Source organism: Litorivivens sp. (assembly GCF_041625495.1).
In the GTDB taxonomy this organism is placed as follows: Bacteria; Pseudomonadota; Gammaproteobacteria; order Pseudomonadales; family Spongiibacteraceae; genus Litorivivens.
The window spans coordinates 1-18507 of sequence record NZ_JBFJTH010000071.1 but is presented as its reverse complement, the minus strand read 5'-3'; the positions used below and the strand labels follow the sequence as shown (position 1 = coordinate 18507).

At 51.6% G+C, this 18507-nt stretch carries 19 protein-coding genes; 10 read left to right on the top strand and 9 right to left on the bottom strand.

Annotated elements, in window-relative coordinates:
* A partial coding sequence (locus ABYP39_RS10000; RefSeq protein ID WP_372782348.1) for a TonB-dependent siderophore receptor occupies positions 1-1272 on the bottom strand: 1272 nt, incomplete at its 3' end.
* Positions 1273-1441: 169 nt separating this feature from the next.
* Between ABYP39_RS10000 and ABYP39_RS09995 the strand changes: the two genes are divergently transcribed.
* Positions 1442-2203 carry an exodeoxyribonuclease III gene (locus tag ABYP39_RS09995; RefSeq protein ID WP_372759608.1) on the top strand — a complete coding sequence of 254 codons (762 nt, stop codon included), beginning with the start codon at positions 1442-1444 and terminating at the stop codon, positions 2201-2203.
* A 564-nt stretch (positions 2204-2767) separates the two neighbouring features.
* A complete protein-coding gene (locus ABYP39_RS09990; RefSeq protein WP_372782346.1) occupies positions 2768-3202 on the top strand; it encodes a hypothetical protein in 435 nt (144 codons plus the stop codon).
* A 124-nt stretch (positions 3203-3326) separates the two neighbouring features.
* Here ABYP39_RS09990 and ABYP39_RS09985 read toward each other — a convergent pair whose 3' ends face one another.
* Positions 3327-3596 (bottom strand): BrnA antitoxin family protein, encoded by a 270-nt coding sequence (locus ABYP39_RS09985; RefSeq protein ID WP_372782344.1) that lies wholly within the window; start codon positions 3594-3596, stop codon positions 3327-3329.
* Complete coding sequence (locus ABYP39_RS09980; protein WP_372782342.1) at positions 3583-3882, bottom strand: BrnT family toxin; 300 nt, start codon at positions 3880-3882, stop codon at positions 3583-3585. Before ABYP39_RS09980 ends, ABYP39_RS09985 begins: the two co-directional genes overlap by 14 nt.
* 924 nt (positions 3883-4806) lie before the next feature.
* On the opposite strand from ABYP39_RS09980, the gene ABYP39_RS09975 reads away from it, so the two are divergent.
* Positions 4807-5016: a cold-shock protein gene (locus ABYP39_RS09975; RefSeq protein ID WP_372759838.1), complete on the top strand. Its 210-nt coding sequence runs from the start codon at positions 4807-4809 to the stop codon at positions 5014-5016.
* A gap of 131 nt (positions 5017-5147) precedes the next feature.
* On the opposite strand, the gene ABYP39_RS09970 is transcribed toward ABYP39_RS09975, so the two are convergent.
* From ABYP39_RS09970 to ABYP39_RS09960, 3 genes are all read right to left on the bottom strand, one after another.
* Positions 5148-5285: a hypothetical protein gene (locus ABYP39_RS09970; RefSeq protein ID WP_372782340.1), complete on the bottom strand. Its 138-nt coding sequence runs from the start codon at positions 5283-5285 to the stop codon at positions 5148-5150.
* A gap of 68 nt (positions 5286-5353) precedes the next feature.
* Positions 5354-6349 (bottom strand): SDR family oxidoreductase, encoded by a 996-nt coding sequence (locus ABYP39_RS09965; RefSeq protein ID WP_372759840.1) that lies wholly within the window; start codon positions 6347-6349, stop codon positions 5354-5356.
* Between the two features lie 15 nt (positions 6350-6364).
* Positions 6365-7165 carry an acetoacetate decarboxylase family protein gene (locus tag ABYP39_RS09960; RefSeq protein WP_372782338.1) on the bottom strand — a complete coding sequence of 267 codons (801 nt, stop codon included), beginning with the start codon at positions 7163-7165 and terminating at the stop codon, positions 6365-6367.
* Between the two features lie 160 nt (positions 7166-7325).
* Here ABYP39_RS09960 and ABYP39_RS09955 point away from each other — a divergent pair, with 160 nt between their 5' ends.
* Positions 7326-7958, top strand: coding sequence for a TetR/AcrR family transcriptional regulator (locus ABYP39_RS09955; RefSeq protein ID WP_372782336.1), 633 nt, complete (start codon positions 7326-7328; stop codon positions 7956-7958).
* A 133-nt stretch (positions 7959-8091) separates the two neighbouring features.
* On the opposite strand, the gene ABYP39_RS09950 is transcribed toward ABYP39_RS09955, so the two are convergent.
* Positions 8092-10200: a TonB-dependent receptor gene (locus tag ABYP39_RS09950; RefSeq protein ID WP_372782335.1), complete on the bottom strand. Its 2109-nt coding sequence runs from the start codon at positions 10198-10200 to the stop codon at positions 8092-8094.
* Positions 10201-10381: 181 nt separating this feature from the next.
* Here ABYP39_RS09950 and ABYP39_RS09945 point away from each other — a divergent pair, with 181 nt between their 5' ends.
* On the top strand, positions 10382-11665 hold the full coding sequence (locus tag ABYP39_RS09945) for a PepSY-associated TM helix domain-containing protein (RefSeq protein ID WP_372782333.1): 1284 nt from the start codon (positions 10382-10384) through the stop codon (positions 11663-11665).
* 44 nt (positions 11666-11709) lie between these two features.
* Here the strand turns inward: ABYP39_RS09945 and ABYP39_RS09940 are convergent, their stop codons facing one another.
* The gene (locus ABYP39_RS09940; protein WP_372760311.1) at positions 11710-13095 is read right to left on the bottom strand and encodes a nitrogen regulation protein NR(II); all 1386 of its coding nucleotides are present in this window, start codon (positions 13093-13095) and stop codon (positions 11710-11712) included.
* Between the two features lie 635 nt (positions 13096-13730).
* On the opposite strand from ABYP39_RS09940, the gene ABYP39_RS09935 reads away from it, so the two are divergent.
* The 4 genes from ABYP39_RS09935 to ABYP39_RS09920 all read left to right on the top strand — a co-directional run bounded on the left by ABYP39_RS09935 (position 13731) and on the right by ABYP39_RS09920 (position 17054).
* Positions 13731-14849, top strand: a complete 1119-nt coding sequence (locus ABYP39_RS09935) for a cytochrome c3 family protein (protein ID WP_372782331.1) — start codon at positions 13731-13733, stop codon at positions 14847-14849.
* Positions 14850-14894: 45 nt separating this feature from the next.
* Positions 14895-15740, top strand: a complete 846-nt coding sequence (locus ABYP39_RS09930) for a Na(+)-translocating NADH-quinone reductase subunit C (RefSeq protein WP_372750609.1) — start codon at positions 14895-14897, stop codon at positions 15738-15740.
* 182 nt (positions 15741-15922) lie between these two features.
* Positions 15923-16081: a YqaE/Pmp3 family membrane protein gene (locus ABYP39_RS09925; RefSeq protein ID WP_372750608.1), complete on the top strand. Its 159-nt coding sequence runs from the start codon at positions 15923-15925 to the stop codon at positions 16079-16081.
* A gap of 388 nt (positions 16082-16469) precedes the next feature.
* Positions 16470-17054, top strand: coding sequence for a TetR/AcrR family transcriptional regulator (locus ABYP39_RS09920; protein ID WP_372749509.1), 585 nt, complete (start codon positions 16470-16472; stop codon positions 17052-17054).
* A gap of 41 nt (positions 17055-17095) precedes the next feature.
* Here ABYP39_RS09920 and ABYP39_RS09915 read toward each other — a convergent pair whose 3' ends face one another.
* Complete coding sequence (locus tag ABYP39_RS09915; protein WP_372749508.1) at positions 17096-17647, bottom strand: hypothetical protein; 552 nt, start codon at positions 17645-17647, stop codon at positions 17096-17098.
* Between the two features lie 205 nt (positions 17648-17852).
* Between ABYP39_RS09915 and ABYP39_RS09910 the strand changes: the two genes are divergently transcribed.
* A partial coding sequence (locus tag ABYP39_RS09910) for a serine/threonine protein kinase (protein WP_372782329.1) occupies positions 17853-18507 on the top strand: 655 nt, incomplete at its 3' end.

Here is an 18507-nt window from a genome sequence, read left to right as displayed (position 1 = left end):
GTCAGTCCAATCGCTACCGTTGGCCGGATCATTCGCACCATCAACAAACGTTGGATAGGCCGCATTTCCATCCCAGGTTTTCAGGTTCGGAATGGGCGGAAAGCCATTGCCGGTGGTGTAATCGTAGAGCGATGCATCTTCCAGAGTATTACGCGCATAGTTAGCACCAAAAACCAGCTCATGCTCGCGACCCGCCAGTGAATACAAGCCGGTAACGTAGATATCCGAGACACTCTGTTGCTCCTGAAGCTTATAAGCGCTGGCGTATCCGGTTAGGCCCTGCTCGGTTTGAGCGTTGGGCTGACCGTAAACGTAAAAAAGCTCGGAGTCGCCATCACGCCCATGGGTGTTATGACTGAGCATCAATTGCCAACTGCTAGCAAACTGCTGAGACCATTCAACGAATGCCGAGCGCCGATCAGTATTCCAATAGGCCCAGTCGGACGAGGTGCTGGTGGCTGTGTCGTAATTCGTCGCACTGCCGTCGCTGTAGTACAACGGCAAGGCTCCCCAGAGCGGGCTGTCGGCATCGGACGATTGATAGCTGCCACCCAATGTCAGCGTTGCGTTGACACCCACTGATTGCTCTAGCGCCAGATACCCCAATTTTTTGCCTAACGCATAACGATCAAGGTGAGACTCTCTGCGCTCTTTCATGGCCACTGCCCGCAGGCGCGTGGTATCACTTAGAGGCGCAGTGGTGTCAGCTTCAACGCGCTGTAAATTCCAACTACCCTTAGTGAGCGCCAAGCTGCCACCCTCTTGGGCCAGGGGGCGTTTTCGAATCATATTAATGGTGGCTGACGGATTTCCCGCACCGGCCATCAATCCGTTAGGACCGCGAACCACATCAATACGCTGGTACATGGCGGTATCGATGTCGCCAGCGCGATTGCCATAGCTCAACGGCAACCCCACCCCGTCAATCTGGAAATTGGTGATATCAAACCCGCGTGCTGTGTAATAGGTGCGATCAGTTTCAACCCGCTGAACCTGCACCCCTGCCGTACCCGCGAGAGCTTCATTCAGACTGGACAGCGCAAAGTCACGCATTTGATCTTGGGTAATACTGCTGATGGACTGCGGTGTTTCCAGCACCGACAAACCCAGCCGGGTAGCAGACGCATCACCTGCTGGCAGATAACCGCCTGCGGCCTGGCCATACACAGTAACCGTTTCTATTGGCTGGCTGGCCGTACCTGCGAAGGCGGCACCCGCGCTGCCCAAAGCGCCTAATGCCAGGGCCAGGGCCAGAGAATAGGATTTTTTCATAGAAGCTCTCCATCGCAAACAATGAGTGGGCTGCATTTAATCGCAATTGATAATCATTATCAATATCATTTGGCGAGTATTTTGGACTCCCTATTCTCCTTCACCACTTTGAATCCTGAATACCAGTCATGCTATATAAGGCGCCGATTTAAACAGGGACCACAAACAAATGCGCATTGCCTCCTGGAACGTAAACGGCATTAGAGCCGCCATGAAGAAAGACTTCACCGAATCTTTGGCTACATTGAACGCCGATATACTCTGCCTGCAGGAAACCAAGGCTCAGGACGACCAGGTTGCTGCCGCGCTGGAAGGGGTTGAGGGGTATCACGTATACAGCAACTCTGCCGAACGTAAAGGCTATTCAGGTGTAGCCATTCTGACTCGCCAACAGCCACTAAACGTATTCCCGGATATCGGCATAGACGAACACGACAATGAAGGCCGGGTGCTTACCGCCGAATTTGAAGACTACTACCTGGTTACCGTCTACACACCAAACTCCGGTAACGAGCTAGTTCGTCTACCCTACCGCGAGACGTGGGACAGAGACTTTCTGGCCTTTGTGAACCAGCTGCAAACCAAAAAACCGGTGCTAATGTGTGGCGACTTTAATGTGGCTCATACCGAGATCGACATCGCACGGCCCAAGCCCAACTACAACAAAAGCGCCGGCTTTACCCAAAAAGAAATTGACGGCATGGACAGCATTATTGCTTCTGGCTTTGTCGACACCTTTCGGCACCTTCACCCCGACACGGTGAAGTACAGCTGGTGGAGCTACCGCGCTGGCGCGCGCGGCAAGAACATCGGTTGGCGCATAGACTACTTTCTAGGTAGCGACGCATTGGTTAAAAGCCGCGTAAAGGCCGCCGAAATCTGGAACGATATCTACGGCTCAGACCACTGTCCTGTCAGCGTCGACCTATAAGCCGGAAAACACGAAAACCACCTCCCGAACGCAACAGATGAAACAGGTTTGTAAACTACTGCAACTATTTCATCTCGGCGACCCAAGCAACGCTTGTAAAGCACAACTATCCGCACCCTGCTCCAACAAGCAGGGTGAACCAACGGCAATATCATCCTGCCCTAAAAAAAGCAGCCTCAAACTACGCAAGCCGCATTTATTTTGGGGTGTCTTTTTTGATGAAATGCCATAAAGTAACAAAAAATAAAACAACCGTACGGCGACTGTAACGCCGCACCGTCATGTGGTCGCGAATAGTTTCAAGGAATGGAGATGCGGACCCGGAAATATCTATACTCCCTTATCAAATTTTGCGTGGATAAAGCGCATCCGTTCGCCTATGTACTTTCAGGGTCGACCCGCCTAAAGCGAGGCGTGCCTGAGCAATATCTCGGCGCGAGCAAAAAAACCAGCAACTTACAAAAAATCAGGTTTACCCGTAGTTATCAAAAGAGGGGCTACCCGCTAATAATTATTATGAGGTCGGAGACCTCATTAACGGGCTGTTATGGGGAGAGCCTAGCCATGAGATTGTTGCTGATAGTTTCGCTGGTGCTTATGACGGCTTGCAGTGGCGGTATATACAGGCAATCTAGTGTTCTTAGTTTCGATTGTTCTCTGTTAGTTGGCCGGTGGGTCGGATATTCGGAAAGTCAAAAATGGAACCATGAAACGACTTACGTAGAAGAATATTTGCCCATGGGAATCTTTAAAGCCCGTTATCAAATCAGAAGTGAAAACGGCGAAGTTTCCACCCAAGAGGAAACGAGGTCATGGTTTTGTGATGGGACGACTTTTGGAACTTTTCTGATCTCTACTAGCAATGGCGTGTCACCGGAGGACGCGATCGCCTCGCATAAGGTATATGAAATTATTGAATTGAGCGAATCCAGCATTAAATACCGTACAGTGATCGGGAACGAGGTTGGGAAGGAATACCATGATAGAAAAATCCCATAACAAGCACAGGCAAGTCGGCCGCTGCGCGGCCTGGGACTTCCATTTCGCGATGTCTTTTTGTGGTTTGTACCACAAAAAGCCTCCGCTACATTCCAGCCCTTGCTGTGGGCGTTAGCGCAACTCTTCACCTGCGGCTTTCTTGAACCTCTTTGGCGAGCCAAGCCTTGATGAGAGATTGATACGGCATGTCCCTTTTATTGGCCTCAACTTTGATGCTATCCAGTAAGCCTTCAGGGAGCCGCAAAGAAATGGTTTTCGTTGAGGGCTTCAGGTTTGGAAGGATCGCTCGCTCAGCTTTGCTCAAATCCAAGTATTCGCTTGAATCATGGTTTTCCCAAAACTCGCGCTCTTCCTGTTCTGATTTAAAGTCCGGTATTTTCTTAAGCTTTGTCATAAATCATTTTCTCCTTCCGGTGCATATCCCGGGCGGAAATTACCCGTATCAGCGTGTCGTTTTCCCTGAGGGTAAAGGTAATGTGCAGCTTTCTGCCATCATTGGTTTTACCGTAGGCGTGATATCTAATTTCCTTTCGGCTATGTTTGTCGTCAAGCAACAGCAGAAGCGGATCGTTAAAGAACACCTGCTCGGCCTCGCCCTGACTAACGCCATGTTTTTCTTCGCTTTTTCTGGAGTTCCCAGCATCCCAGTCAAAGCCAGTTATTTTGTTTAAGTTGAGCATTCATGTATATTTCCATAATATACAAATTCCGTCAAGGCGCTAACAAGGCCAAACACAGCGACGGCTTTTCCGTTCCGCCTCTGGCTACAATTTGTCCGGTGTTGCGGGCGTTAAGCGCTCCAAGTTTTTCGCAGAAGGCACCTGTTTTGTCGTGACAAAAGACGATGAGCTATTTTGCAAGGGAGAGAGGCAGAGAATGGAATCCCGGTTCTATTCAGATGGAGAAAATTAGAGCTTTCGAAGAACGGGAAACTTGTAGAGTTTTTTGCCATCAATAAAGCGAAAGCCAGTGGGCTTACTCTAGGTCGTAGGAATTTCATATATTTAGAAGGTCTTAATACAGTTATACTTTTTCAAGCTATCTGGCTGCCGAATAGCTGATGAAAAAATCTCTATCGATTTGTCTCCCTTTCGTCAGTCTATTGTCAATAATGAGCCTCACCCAGGCCTTTTTCTTATATTTACGAATAGTCGTATTGATCCAAGAGAACTGGCTAATTCAGGCATTTCTGAAGTATATGCTCTTGAAAAGCAAGGTTCTGGAAAGCCAATGTGCGCTACGTGGTATTACAGCTTGGGAGAGTTTTTTGTGCAGTTTATTTGGTATCACTCTTCCTGTATTGGCAGGCTTATGCCGTATAGTTGGAGCCCATTGCAAAAAGGCAAAGTCATCAATATACGAACAAGATAAACCTAACAAAAACCGGCAGCCGGACAGCAACAACCCTGAGAAATCGTTTGACTTTGCCTTGCCAGGTCTATACTGTGCTTAGCAGCTTGAATGTAAGTCTATTTTTATTACCTCCATTTCGTTGCGTTCTTTGTAGTTCTTCGTCCTGTAGTTTCTAAATTTCAATTTATATTTCCCGCTTATTCGTGCCTCACGAAGGCATTATTATACTTTTTATATACAGGATTTTTATCATGTCTAATGCAACTACTGGCACCGTAAAATGGTTCAACGAATCTAAAGGTTTTGGTTTTATCGAACAAAAGTCTGGCCCAGACGTATTTGCACACTTTAGCGCAATTGTTAGCTCGGGCTTTAAAACCTTAGCTGAAGGTCAGCTTGTTGAGTTCAATGTTACTCAAGGCCAAAAAGGCCCGCAGGCTGAGAATATCGTAGCTATCTAATAGCTCGATTAGTCTTAAGAAGGCAAGTTGTAATGGCTTGCTTTTTTTATGCTTAAAATATCGTAGAGAGTTCAGATAGACACACATACCGATACCAAGCACTACGCTATGAGAGCTTGTTGATACACGTATCAATCAGCAACGATGGGCGACACCCATAGGGCGCCGAACATCAGCTCTGGAATAGTAAGATCGAGCCGCGCCCGCACCCAGGCGGCAGTGAGCCGTCGATTCTGCATAACACGATGTTCGAATATTGATTCCGACATACTGTGAGTTCACGCTGCCTGCGCCTTTTCCCTTGGCGCCGCCAGCTGCATTTTATTCGCTTCTTCGGCTACACATAGCCATTAGACCTGAACCACTGCGCCGCATCCAGAATCGCATTCTCGATTGGGGTTTGGGGCAAGCCCAGTTCGTTGATAGCTTTACTGGCATCCACGTAGCAATACTGCTGTGCGAACAGCGTGTTTTTATAGGTCGTCGACGCAGGTCGGCCGGTCAGCTTAGACCAGCCTTCTATTGCTTTGGATGCCGTTAACATCGTGCCGTGAGAAATCTTTCTTACTGCAACATTAGGCACACCTGTAAGCCTGCCTACCAACTGCAAGAACTCCTGATTAGTCATATTTGTTTCGTTGTTACCCAGCAAATACGACTCGCCAATACGGCCCTTTTCCATTGCCAACAGGTGACCTGCTGCAACGTCACGCACATCCACCGGGCACACCCCTGCGTCCCAGTAATTTTTCATTTTTCCTTTAAGAATGCCCACCATAAGAGAACCTGTAGGGGTCGGCGCTCGATCACCAGGACCAAAGGGCAGGGCCGGGAGCACCATCGTGACGGGCAGCCCTTGGGAGACCATGCCTTTGACCATTTGGTGACTGATAAATTTCGAAAGAATATATTCACTCGCCCACGGCCAACAATTAAAGGGAGTTTTTTCTGTAGCAGGCGTGCGATCGGGATTCACACCGATCGCTGCCACACTGCTGGTATACACTATTTTCTCAACACCGGCGCTCTGGGCGGCCTCCATGAGCGCACGGGTCCCATCAACGTTAATTTTGTAGTGCAGATCTGGATCCTTGGTCCACACGGCGAATAAGGCTGCCATATGGTAGAGCTGCTCAATTCCCGCAACGGCTTTTGTCAGAGAGGGAGCATCCAGTAGGTTGCCTTCCACAAATTCAACATCGAGCCCGGCAAACGGACTGCGATCCTCTCCGGGCATAACCATGACACGCACACGGTCGCCTTTTTCCAAACAGCGCCGGGTTACGTGATTGCCAATAAAACCGCTGGCGCCGGTAATGAGCACACTAGCCATGAAAATATTCCTGTTTTATTCGTAAATAACTGGCGCTGCGAAGTCCATTTCCATATTTTCAATTGAGCCGCTGAAAAGTGGCTTTTTAGGCAACCCGAGCTTGCGCAATTCATCCGCGATTGGGTGGTCACCCAAAACCGGGGCCTCCCCTCCCAAAGAGAATTTCACCCCGCTGGCATTGGCGGTACCGATGGTTTTATAGAGTTTTCCGCAGCGGTAACCAAATGAGGGCTGCTTTTGATCTTTCAAACTGGCCTTGCCGCCACCTTTGGTGCGGAAGGTGAATACATGTTTGCCTTTATCGCTAAAGCGGGTTTCAAAACGCCCGTTGCTTTGAATGAAGTCGATTTCGGCAATCCATTTAGGGTAGCCCCAGATGTAGCGACCCGCATGCATAGTAAATTCCTGATCGACAGGCAATAGATGAATATAACTCGATGCGGTGCCACCCATTATTGCCCGCAGACCGCCAATAATCGGCAGCCCCTTTTTCGTGCCGGGCTCTCGTACGTAAAAGCTGATGCCCGCCTCGTTATAATCCCCTAAATCATTTTCCTGGTAGTCAACGCCCACTATTTGCATGATGGCTTTACCGGGGAATACCTCTACAACTTCCAGCCCGCTTTCTTTTATCCAGGCATTAGCCGCCTTGGCGTTAACCAGAAATGACGCGAAGGCATTAGCCGCCCGGCGAACCTTGACCGGCAAGGTGACATCCTGGTCTTTGATGCGATAGAGGGTGTCGCTTTTCTTTTCACAAATACTGTTGGTGTCATGCTCTTCGACGATGGGCCAGGTAGATCCACTTGTTGTCATAGTTCGATGCCTCGAATCTGCTGCAGGTATGGACGAGGAGTATACGACCTATATTAATTAACGGACAAATTAATTAATGTACAGGTAGAATTGCTGTTAGTATTTCAAGCATGTTGACTCCTACACAGGAGCTAAAGCGATTCAAAGGCAGGTATTAGACTTGGCAAACACACCCTCCCCGCCGCTTCGACGGAAGCGTCCAGGCCGCCCACAGGGCCGCGATAGCAATGAAACCCGAGCAACCATTTTGGCGGCGGCCAGAACCTGCTTGGTTGCCCAGGGCTATGGTGGCACCACGTTTAAAAATATAGCCGTCAAGGCTGGTATTACCCCTGCGGCGATTTATCCCTACTTTCCATCCAAACCCATTTTGTATGCCGCCGTTTTTGAGGAGATTATCAAAGACCTGTTAGCCGTCTACAGCGACACCTTGTCACTGGAAGCGCCTTTCAAGGAGAAGCTCAGATTAGTGCTCATGGCAGCCGTTGAGTTACATGAAAATGAGCCCGATGCCACGGCCATTTTGGCGACCATACCAATTGAATTGAAGAGACACCCCGAGGTAGCTGCGTTATTAGTAGATGGCCAGCATCAACTTCACGACGGCTTCCGGGCAATTTTTCAACAAGCAGTTGATCGCGGCGAAGCTCCCAAAGGCTATAGCGCCGACGATTTATTGCTGACTTTTATTGGTGGCTCTATGGGCGTTGCACTGCTGCAGTACGGTGGTGATATTGGCTCGATGAAACGGTCTACCGAGCTCTTGCTAGAACTGGTAGACCGGCTTGCCTGATTGGTTATATCGCCACCCCATTCAAGGCGAGCGGGACTTTGCAGCGATGTAGAGACGGAGACTTTCCAGACAAGCCTCCCCTACTCGCAAAGGATACTTTTAATCCGTTCATTACTTACACAATAAGTGCATATCAAAACCGATAGCTGAGCCGCGCACCGACTTCACGCGGGTCTCCCACGTAAGCCGCGTCAATACCCAATGACGGGCTGTTGAATCGATCGGTGATGTAAAATTTATCGGTGATGTTCTGGCCATACAATTCCACACCCATTTGCTCGCCCTGGTAACCCAGGCGGGCACCGAATAAATCGCGGCTATCGGCCCGCAGCCGATCGCTATTCTCCCGATCAGTAAAGCTGCCATCGCTGTGCGACCAACTCAGATCAGCGTACAACCCCCGGCTATTTTCATAACGCACAACCAGGTTAGCGGTATTGCGTGGCGCATTGGGAAAATGGTTGCCTGCATAATCGACGCCGTCATCTTCATATTCTATGAAAGCTGTATCGACATAGCCGATACCACCAAACACACTGAAGCCTGCGCCAAGCTCACCGCGAAATTCAAGTTCAGCACCCTGTGAACGCGCCTCGCCGGCATTGTCGGTACGAAAGTTAGACGCATCGACCCGCACTCCGATCTGCATGTCTTCATAGTCGATGCGAAATATCGACGCCTGCACAAACCAGCTACCCTGCTGGAATTTCAACCCCAAGTCATAGTTGTTGGTGTATTCAGGGCCATAACTTGGGGACTCGCCCTCGCTGACAAAATCTACCGAGCCGGCACGGTAACCTTGGCTGCGGGTAAAATATCCGCTGAGTTGATCGGTAATATCCAGACTGATGGCAACCTTGGGCAGGAAGACAGCATCGCCGCTGGGCGCAGTACTATCGCTATCTAATATCGGCTTGAGTACAGCGCTGAAGTCTGCCGGCACCGTACTGCCAGCAACCGGATCCATCAGCTGTGCACCGGTGACGGTCAAAGCGCTGTGGTTATCAGCCTGGTTTTCTTCGTAACGCGCGCCTAAAGTCAGGGTCCAGCGGCTACCGAGATGAATATCAGCTTCGCTGTAGACCGCCTTGGTCGTTGCATTACGATCGGCAGCAAGGTCTGCAGCAGCGCGCAGGCGCAGGCCGCTTATGGTGTAGGGTAGATCGACGGAGCTGGACGTACCGCGCAGTTTGTCTTCACTGTAATACAGCCCGGATACCGTTTTTAGCAGCGCGGTTTTGTAGTGCAAGCGCAGCTCCAACGCACTGTTTTCAGTGTCCACGGTATTAATAAAGTAGCCATTGTCTTCAGCGGATATATCGTAGTCGCCTTTACGTTGATTGTAATTTTCAGCATGACTGGCGATCAGACTCAGTGAGCTGCCTGCGGTGAGGTCGGCGCGCTGTTTAAACACCACGAGCTGGCTATTGTCATGATAGAAACCATCTACATTGTCCGTTGATTCACCGCTTTCAGCGCGCTCCGGCGGCAGGTACTCGTTGCCTTCGCGGAGTTTAGTGTCCTGCAAGCTTAGGCTAGCGCTATACCAGCTATCGCCCTCCCAATGAAGCTTAAAACGCTGCATATAGCGCTTGCGGGCCTGCCATTCATCGTCATTGAGGGTGGTGTTGGTCACCTCACCGTCGCTCTGATTGGTTTCGCCAGCGTAGCGAAAGGCGAATCCTCCAGCGAGCGGCCCTCCAATTGCAATGCCCGCTTCACGGCCGCGCTCATTGGCGACCCCGAGCTTTAGCTTGCCGCTGTATTCCTCCTGGGATGGCTCTCGGGTCTGCACCACCACCGCGCCCGCGAGTGAGCCGGGGCCAAACGCAGTTGATTGCGGCCCGCGATAAAACTCCATTTGTTGCACATCCCAACTATTGGTCACCCCTCGACCTGGTTGGCGGGCGCCGTCGATAAATACACTGACGGTAGGACGGCCGGTGCCGCCTGGCCCAATTCCTTCGTTGGAAATCCCGCGCACCGAAAACTTGTCTTCTCGGGCGGCACTCAGATTGGGGCTACGCAACAAAAGGTCATAGAGATCGCGTATATTCAGCGCCCGCAATTGCTCTTCGGGAACGATACTAATGCTGGAAACCGTGTCCAAACTACTGCGTTGCATGGGGTCGCCGGTAACGAGAACCTCCTCGAGCCGTTGTGGGTTGCTATTGTCGGCGGCGAGCACAGGCAAGGTCGCGATCAGCGCAATGCCGGCACTAAGTAAGGGTTTAATTGGCATATAGAGTCCATTCCTGATGTGCGGTGGGCGCGGTAAATTGCGAGCTCTCGCAACCCGAATAGGATTTGTGGTGCAAATGATAATTGTTATCATATACTAAGCGCAATAAATTTATCCCTCGGGCTCTTTTTTGGTTGAAAGCTGCCTCAGCCCGCAGGATTAAAAATCAAGGATCTTTTATATGTCGGCGAAGTCCGAAAACCCGTTATACCCGCTAGTGTGGCGGTGGCATTTTGTAATTGGTTTAGTTGCCGCTCCGCTGTTGCTGGTGTTGAGCATTACCGGCGCCTTGTACGCTTTTGAGCCACAACTGCAGCCGATCGTAGAAAGTGAATGGCAAACAATTCCTGCCTGTGAGACTTGTCGCGCCGAGCCCGTGTCTGCGCAACTGGCGGTGGTGCAAGACGCTTTCCCTAACGCTCAACTACAGCACTACGGCCAATACCGCGATGCCAGCCGCAGCACCGTGGCATATATCAAAGAGCCGGGAGACAATCAGGACCGCATCGTTTGGCTAAACCCTTACACACTGGAAATACTAGGTAGCCGAATGGAAAACGAAGGCTTCTTCCCGACAGTATTCGAATTGCATACAACGCTGCTCAGCGGGGAGATCGGTCGCTGGCTACTTGAGCTCACAGCAAGCTGGGTATTGGTTAGTTTACTGCTGGGCTTGCTACTATGGTGGCCACGTCGCACAAAACGCGCAGGCGGCTGGCAACCGCGTTTGGCCAGCAAAGGACGGCGTCTTTGGCGCGATTTACATGCGGTGGGGGGGTTCTACCTTCTACCACTGGCACTGGTTGTGGTGTATACCGGTCTACTGTTTTCCCCTGTTGCCGGCAAAGCCCTGATGGCAGAAATGGCGTTAGCGGGGCAAATTCCTGAGGCTTTCCTCAACCCGCCCAAAGTGCCCCCACAACCCGAGACCATTGGTGTCGACAGACTAGTGGCGGATTTTCTGAGTGATGCTCCAGCCGCAGACTGGTTTATCAATTTTCCACATGCTGAAAACTCACCGCTGGTAATTAATATCCGCGAAGCGCTACCGTGGAACACTCGCATGATCTACTACAACCCCCACACTGGTGAGCGTCTGGCAAGCCTGCTGTGGGAAGAATTCAAACCGGGCGCTAAAGCCCTATTGCTATTTTTCCCTCTGCATACTGGTTTAATTTTGGCATGGCCCGGGCAATTGTTAGCGCTACTGACCGCGCTCGGTTTAGCTGCTCTGGCGTTATCTGGAGTGTGGATGTGGTGGTTGCGGAAAGAGCCCGGCAGTCTGTCACTGCCTCGATTACGGCAGGAACCCCAGCCTGGCCCGCTGTTTTACACTGCGGGCATAGTACTGGCTGTGTTGGCGCCATTGTTTGCCGCAAGCGCACTGCTAATCGTAGTCGTTAGCTTTCTGGAAACTGTTTTATTGCGACGCCGTAACGGGGAAGAAACTGCGGTGGAGGTTTAAGAAGCGGCGCCATACCTCACGCCGCTTCACTTTTGAACGATGTGCTACTGCAGAGGCAACTGCATGTGAAAGGTTGTACCAACATCAACGCCCGATGTTACGGCAATGTGACCTTTGTGATGCTCAGTTACAATAAAGTGCGAATAGGAGAGACGATGCTCTACCGGGCATGCAGGCCGATCAGAAGTGTTTGAAAAGAACGGTTCAAACACATCTTGCTGTTCTTCTGGCGTCAACCCCACCCCGTTATGTTGTATTTTTACCCACACAGCTTCATAAAATTTTCCAACTTCAACATTGATGGCGGGTGTAAAACCCGGCTTCTGCTCCGCTTTCTGACTGATTGCGTGATAGGCATGCCGTAGCAATCGCAAAAACACTTGCTGCATTTCGCTTGCGTAGCAGGGAATTAAAGGCACATCAGCACCGTAATTGCGACGGATCGCGATATCAGCGAATCGCAACCCGCTGGATGGCGAATAGAGTGTACCGGCCAGTGTCAGGCTGTAGTCCAACAGTTCCGCAATATTTGACGGTGTCTTACTGCCTCTGTGGCTGGCCGCAAAGTTCAAAAGGTTCTGAACGATGGCAGTTGCCTGTTCGCCGCTTTCTTGAGCCTTCTTAGCGACAGCAACTAACGGTTGACCTTGCTCCTGATCCAGAACAATCAATTTTTCATGGATAGTATTCACAGCGCTACTGATGCTTTGCAACGGAATATTAATGTCATGCGCCATCGCTGAAGCGAGCTCACCCATCGCCGACATTTTATTGCGTTCTACCAATTGGTTTTCCGCTTTCATCTGTTTGGTAATATCATCAACCAGAATAACAATGCCCGTATCAGTGCCGTTGGCCAACGCGTAAATCGTAATATCAAAATAGTATTGCCCGCGCTGACTATGCTTGATCGTGGTGGTCGTCTTGGTTTCGAGAACCTTTGCAACTTGCGCTTTCGTGAGAGTGATCCTTGGGTAGGCCTCCCAAAGATTGAGCCCCTTTACTGCCTCGAACGTGCGGCCCGTTGTCTTTTCAGCAACGTGATTCCATTGCGTAACCTCCATTTGGCTATTCAAACCAATAAGCATAATGGGCATTGAATCGACAATGCTCTTAACATAGGCCTCGCTATGAGCAAGCTGGTTTGTTGTCGTCTCCAGACTCAAAGTACGCTGTGCAACGCGTTCTTCCAACGTCGCCTTGATCTCAGTGAGTTCCCGGTTAGACCTGGCCGCCTTACGGTGTGCAAAGAACAGGAATGTCGTCACCATCAACAACGTTAGAATTAAAACACCACTGGAAAAGTTGGCTATGTATTGCCAATTTGTTTCACCATATTCGTCTTTAAACGGTGAGACCACGTTCGCTTGAACAAACGTGCTAAAACAAAACATCAGGCAGGCAAAAAGTATTCTGGCGGTCGTTTTCAATTTTCAACTCTTTTCAGTACAACGTGGTTCAGGTACGTGGATTTTAACAGGATTGCTCTGTGCCTGCTCGCATGCGGTAGGGCTCATGCGCGCACAAAGGGCTAGCAGTGAGAATAGGGAAAGAGGCTAGGCGCACGCCTAAGACTGCCTATAGACGGGTCTCTGGCAGCCGCAGATGTGACGGCCGATAGCTCGGCGATGTTTTCGACCTGACGACACGCCCCACACACAACCCACAGCCACTTCGCATACTATTTGATAAATACAACAAGGGGCGCAAGACAAAGATGAGCAAACTATTCAAATCAGTAATCGCTTGACTGCTTACTCTGCTTGCTTTGGAGATGGCCGGCAGCGAAAACAGGCGCTTTCCCCCACTCTGGCGCGCTAACTCAGGCTCAGCATAGCAGCAGGATGGCCGGGGCCGGCCGGCTACGCCCCAAATGCGGATGAACCGAAAGCCGACCAACCCGAATCTATATCTCACAATCTACTTTAGGTGTCACAACGCTCGCCGGGGGCGTCGCAGCCTGACCCCGCCCGGCAGAATAGGCCAATACGTGCTTTAATTAAGGACAGGCAATCACCCTGAACGTCGCTAGCTGGGAAGTCAGCACACCTGAGAGAGCGCGAGTATGAATTGGCATCCCCGCAGGCACCTTCACCGCTACTTATTGGCCGCCCTGCTCTCGGCAATCACGTCGACATCCGCATCGGGGCTAGAGTTTGCCGGCTCTAAAAGCTGCAAGAGCTGTCACCTGGAAATTTACAATCAGTATCTGCAGACCGGACACCCCCATAAATTACAGCGCGTGCGCGGTGCGCCGCCGGTTTACCCATCCAAGACCTCTGCAGGAGTGCCACATCCACCACCAGGCCACAGCTGGAAAGATATTTCCTATGTCATCGGCGGATTCAGCTGGAAAGCTCGCTTTATGGATCAGCAGGGGTACATCCTGACCGGCGATCAAACGCAATATAACCTGAGCTCGTCCCCGCACGCTAAAGATGCGCACTGGGTTGCTTACGACGTCGGAAATTCCCCCCGCAAACCGTACACCTGCGGCGCGTGCCATACGACCGGCTGGACTCCCTCCGGGGAAACCGGCCCCCATCAGGATGGATTACCCGGCATTCACGGCACTTGGGTGGAGCCCGGCGTTACCTGCGAAGCTTGCCACGGGCCGAGCGCAGCACACGTTGCCGCACCGACCAAGGTCAAACCTGTAACGAAAGAAACCTGCCGCAGCTGCCACGCGCGTGGAGAGACCACTACGATTGACGCCAGCGGCGGCCTGATAAAGCACCACGAACAGTTTGAAACTTTATTGGCCTCTCCGCATAGCTCACTAGTCTGCGGAAGTTGCCATAAGCCTCATCAAAGCACGCGATATCAGACTGGCGGCTATAAAGGCGAAGACACAACCTGTCGAACCTGCCATAGAAACACGCAGATAAAACTCAAGACCAAAACCGGTATGGCGTGCCAAACCTGCCACATGCCGCGTGCCGTAAAGTCGGCACTGTCGACACCGGCGGTATACCGAGGCGGGACAGTGCCCGTCGGCGACCTTCGAACCCACATTTTTAGCATTAGCACGGACCCCAACTGGAAAATGTTCACCGATGACGGCAAGTTTGTGCGCCTTGACGACAACCGCAAAGCACACTTGACGGTAGATTACGTCTGCCTGAGCTGCCACACGTCTCAGGACATGCCTTGGGCGCGCAACGAGGCACGCCGCATTCACTAACACCCAATTCAAACCAGACAGCCCATGAATGGAAGCAGCTAGCCAATGACTCAGAACCCAGAGAGCCCGGGTAAGACCACCGAACCCAGACGTTGGCTAACCGCATTTCGCGACCTACCCAAGAATAGTACTCCAAAGATTTTTGGCGTGGCCCTGGCCGTCAGTCTCGCTGGCGGAATCCTCGTTTCCGCTTCAGCCATTCTGCTAAAACCCTTGCAAACTGCCAATATTGAACGGGAACAACAGCAAAACCTCATGGACATTCTTGAGAGATCGCCCGGCGTACAGGAATTATTTACCAGCCTTCAGGCGCGCGATGTGGAAGCGCAAGTCGTCGAACTCAAAAGCGGACGATACATTCGCACAATTAACCCCAGCACCTTTGATCAGCGCGTCGCGGCCAGAGACCTGCGCACGAGCATTGCAATACCACCCGAACATGATGCAGCCAGGATAAAGCGTCGAGCCAAGCATGCGGTTGTCTATATTTTGCGGCAAAATGGTAATGTTAGGTTTGTAATCCTGCCAATCCACGGTAAAGGTTACGCGTCGACAATTTACGGCTATATCGGTCTAAAAGCCGATGGCAATACCGTTATCGGAATGAATTTTTTCGAACACAGCGAAACGCCCGGACTGGGCGCTCGCATCACCGACACACAATGGCTGGAACAGTGGCGCGGCAAGAAGATTCGCGATGCCGAAGGAGCGCTTCGCATCGGCGTGGCCAGAGGGGTGGTTGCAGCGGATAGCCCGGCGTTCGCCTACGAGGTAGACGGGTTGTCCGGCGCAACATCCACAAGCCGCGGCGTGCACAATCTGGTCCGTTTTTGGCTCGGGGATTACGGTTTCGGGCCTTATCTGCAGAATGTGCAGACGCACACCCCATAATGTCATCCGGAACTCTGTTCCTTCATTTGAGGTGACCGTGCCAGCAGCCCTCTAGCCTGCTGCGCACGCCACGCAGTGGTGGTAGGCTCTTGCCCTAAGTAAACTCTACACCGCCAGGTAACTTCCAAGCTTCGTGCCGGTTATGCCTGAGCACCACCGCTGATACACGCAGGAACCAACACATGGATTTAATACGCATACTATTCGCCGTTTTACTGCCGCCGCTAGGGGTCTTTCTGCAAGTTGGCCTCGGCAAACATTTCTGGCTCAACATCCTGCTGACCCTGCTCGGCTACCTGCCAGGCATTATCCATGCGGTGTATATCATCGCCAAAAAGTGAGGCGCTTCGTAAATTCTCGAGGATAGGCTTAGGTCTATATCCTCAGTTGCCCTCACCCTCTCCCAAGGGAGCGGGGGCCGAGCCCCTCCAGTTGCGAGAAGAACAGCGCGGGGGGCGCACGGGTATAGCAGCACATAGCGATGGTTAAAGCTCTCGATTTCCGTTCGCCGCTACGCTGAGCCCAAGGCCCAACCTTGGGAGGTATGGTCGTTTTGGTGATGTAGTCGATGCCCCAGCCTCGCGATATATGGGTATAATTAACAAAAATCGCTGGCGCTATCGGCTTGTATACTGGTACCCGATATGCAGTTGCAGGCGGTGTAAGGTAGCGACTACAGTGTAAGGCCCGCTGCACGCTCGCCGTAATAAAAGTTATTTGGGAAATTCTATGGGACGCACAACGGACACTCGCATCCGGATTCTGGACACAGCTGAAGAGCTTTTCGCACGCCATGGCTTTGCCGCCACGTCCATAACCGACATTGCCGACCGGGTTGGCATTCGCGGCCCCGGCGTTTACAAGCACTACCGCAACAAACTGCATATTTACGAGTGCGTACTGGCCCGCCTATTTGATCCGTTGCACGACGTTATCGAAGCAATGAGCCACGGCGACACGCCGGAAGACATGTTCCGGCAGGTAAAAACGCTCCTGAAGAACCACGCCGAGCAACCCAACATGGCCAAACTGATCCAACATGCGACCCTTGCCAATGACGAAACACTCTCGATGCTGGCAGAAAAGTGGTACAAGCCTTTCTTTGAGTATATTTCCCGATTAGCAGAATCAACCGATAAAAGCTGGATCAATATCCCGTCGGTAATGACGTTTCATTGCATGATCCTGGGCTATATCACACTGGCGCCATTGCACAACAAGGTTTTTGATCTCGACCCCTTATCGGAAGAGCAGGTTAATACCCAGCTTTCCATTCACCAGCAGCTTGTATCGCTGATCAGCGCAGCGGAGTAGGAAGGAAAAAGGCCCCGCGAGTGGGGGCCTGAAATTTTGGGTTAGCGCTGTTCTATCAATCGCTGACGCAGGGCGTTGGCCAATTTGCGGGCGTCATACGCACCTGCACTGTCAGGGATCGGGTTATTTCGCATTACCACTTCCAGACTGTACTTGTAAGACGAACGACTGGTCGTGGTCGTTACGCCAGAGCCCGGAGAAACAACTGTTCCGCCAGTGACTACCGTGTCGCAGTTACCCAGCAGGTCACAGTTGCGGTAGTAAGTCTGGGACTGATGGTAGGTCGCACCAAACCCTGAATCTGTCGTGGTGCTGCGCACCCGTTTGTCTTCGTTGCGGTCAACGGTTTCAAACCAGTCGTAACCCTGAGCCAGGGTAAGCTCGGCCGCACGCAACAGAGCATAGTCCTGCACGGTTTCGGCAGGCGTTGAGCTATTGCCCTCGAAGGTGATGCGGTAGCGGTTATCCCCCAGTGGGGTCTCTGAATAACCATAATCTCCGCGCCCGTCCGCTGGCTTGTACGGCGTTTCTGACGCGCAGGCCACCAGCAACGCGGTACACAGCACGACAAACCCTTTAAGCCAATATTTCACGGTAACCTCCTTAGTTTGTGTTGAATGCTGGTTCTTGGAACCAGCGTTAACTGCACAGTCTAGCCAGCGCAGCTTAACAAGAGCTTAATGGTTTTGAATCAAACCTTTACCCCTTGCATACCAGTGGTATAGTTTGATTTACGTGCACGCAATAAAAACTGATCACAGTGTGCCAACAATTACCAAATTCGCTGGGGACAATGCCTTGGATCTTCCAGAAATTCCCGGATACGCACTGAAAAAACCTCTCGGTAAAGGCGGCATGGCCGTGGTGTATCTTGCCACGCAGCTAGACAACGACCGTACTGTGGCACTAAAAATTATGGCCAAACACCTAGAGGCAGACCCCAGCTTCGGCGAGCGATTTCTACGCGAAGCGCGCATCTGTGCCGAGCTTAGCCATCCCAATGTCATTTCCATTTACGACGTGGGTCAGCATCAGAGCTACCGCTATATGGCGATGGAGTGCCTGACCGGCGGCGACCTGAAGGCCAAGATGAAAAAAGGCCTGAAGATTGGCGACAGTATCGATATTGTAAAAGGCATTGCAGCCGGGCTGGACTACGCACACAGCAAAGGCTTTATCCATCGTGACATCAAACCCGAAAATATTTTGTTTCGCGCGGACGGCAGCCCGGTTATTTCAGACTTCGGTATAGCCCGCAATACCGATTCCCAAACCCAGATGACCAAGACCGGCACGGTGATAGGATCACCGCACTACATGAGCCCGGAACAGGCCGAAGCAGCCCCGCTCGACAGCCGCTCCGACCTCTACAGCCTGGGCATTATCTTGTACGAGCTACTGACCGGACGCGTGCCATTTAAGGGCGAATCCGCCATTTCTATTGGCATCAAGC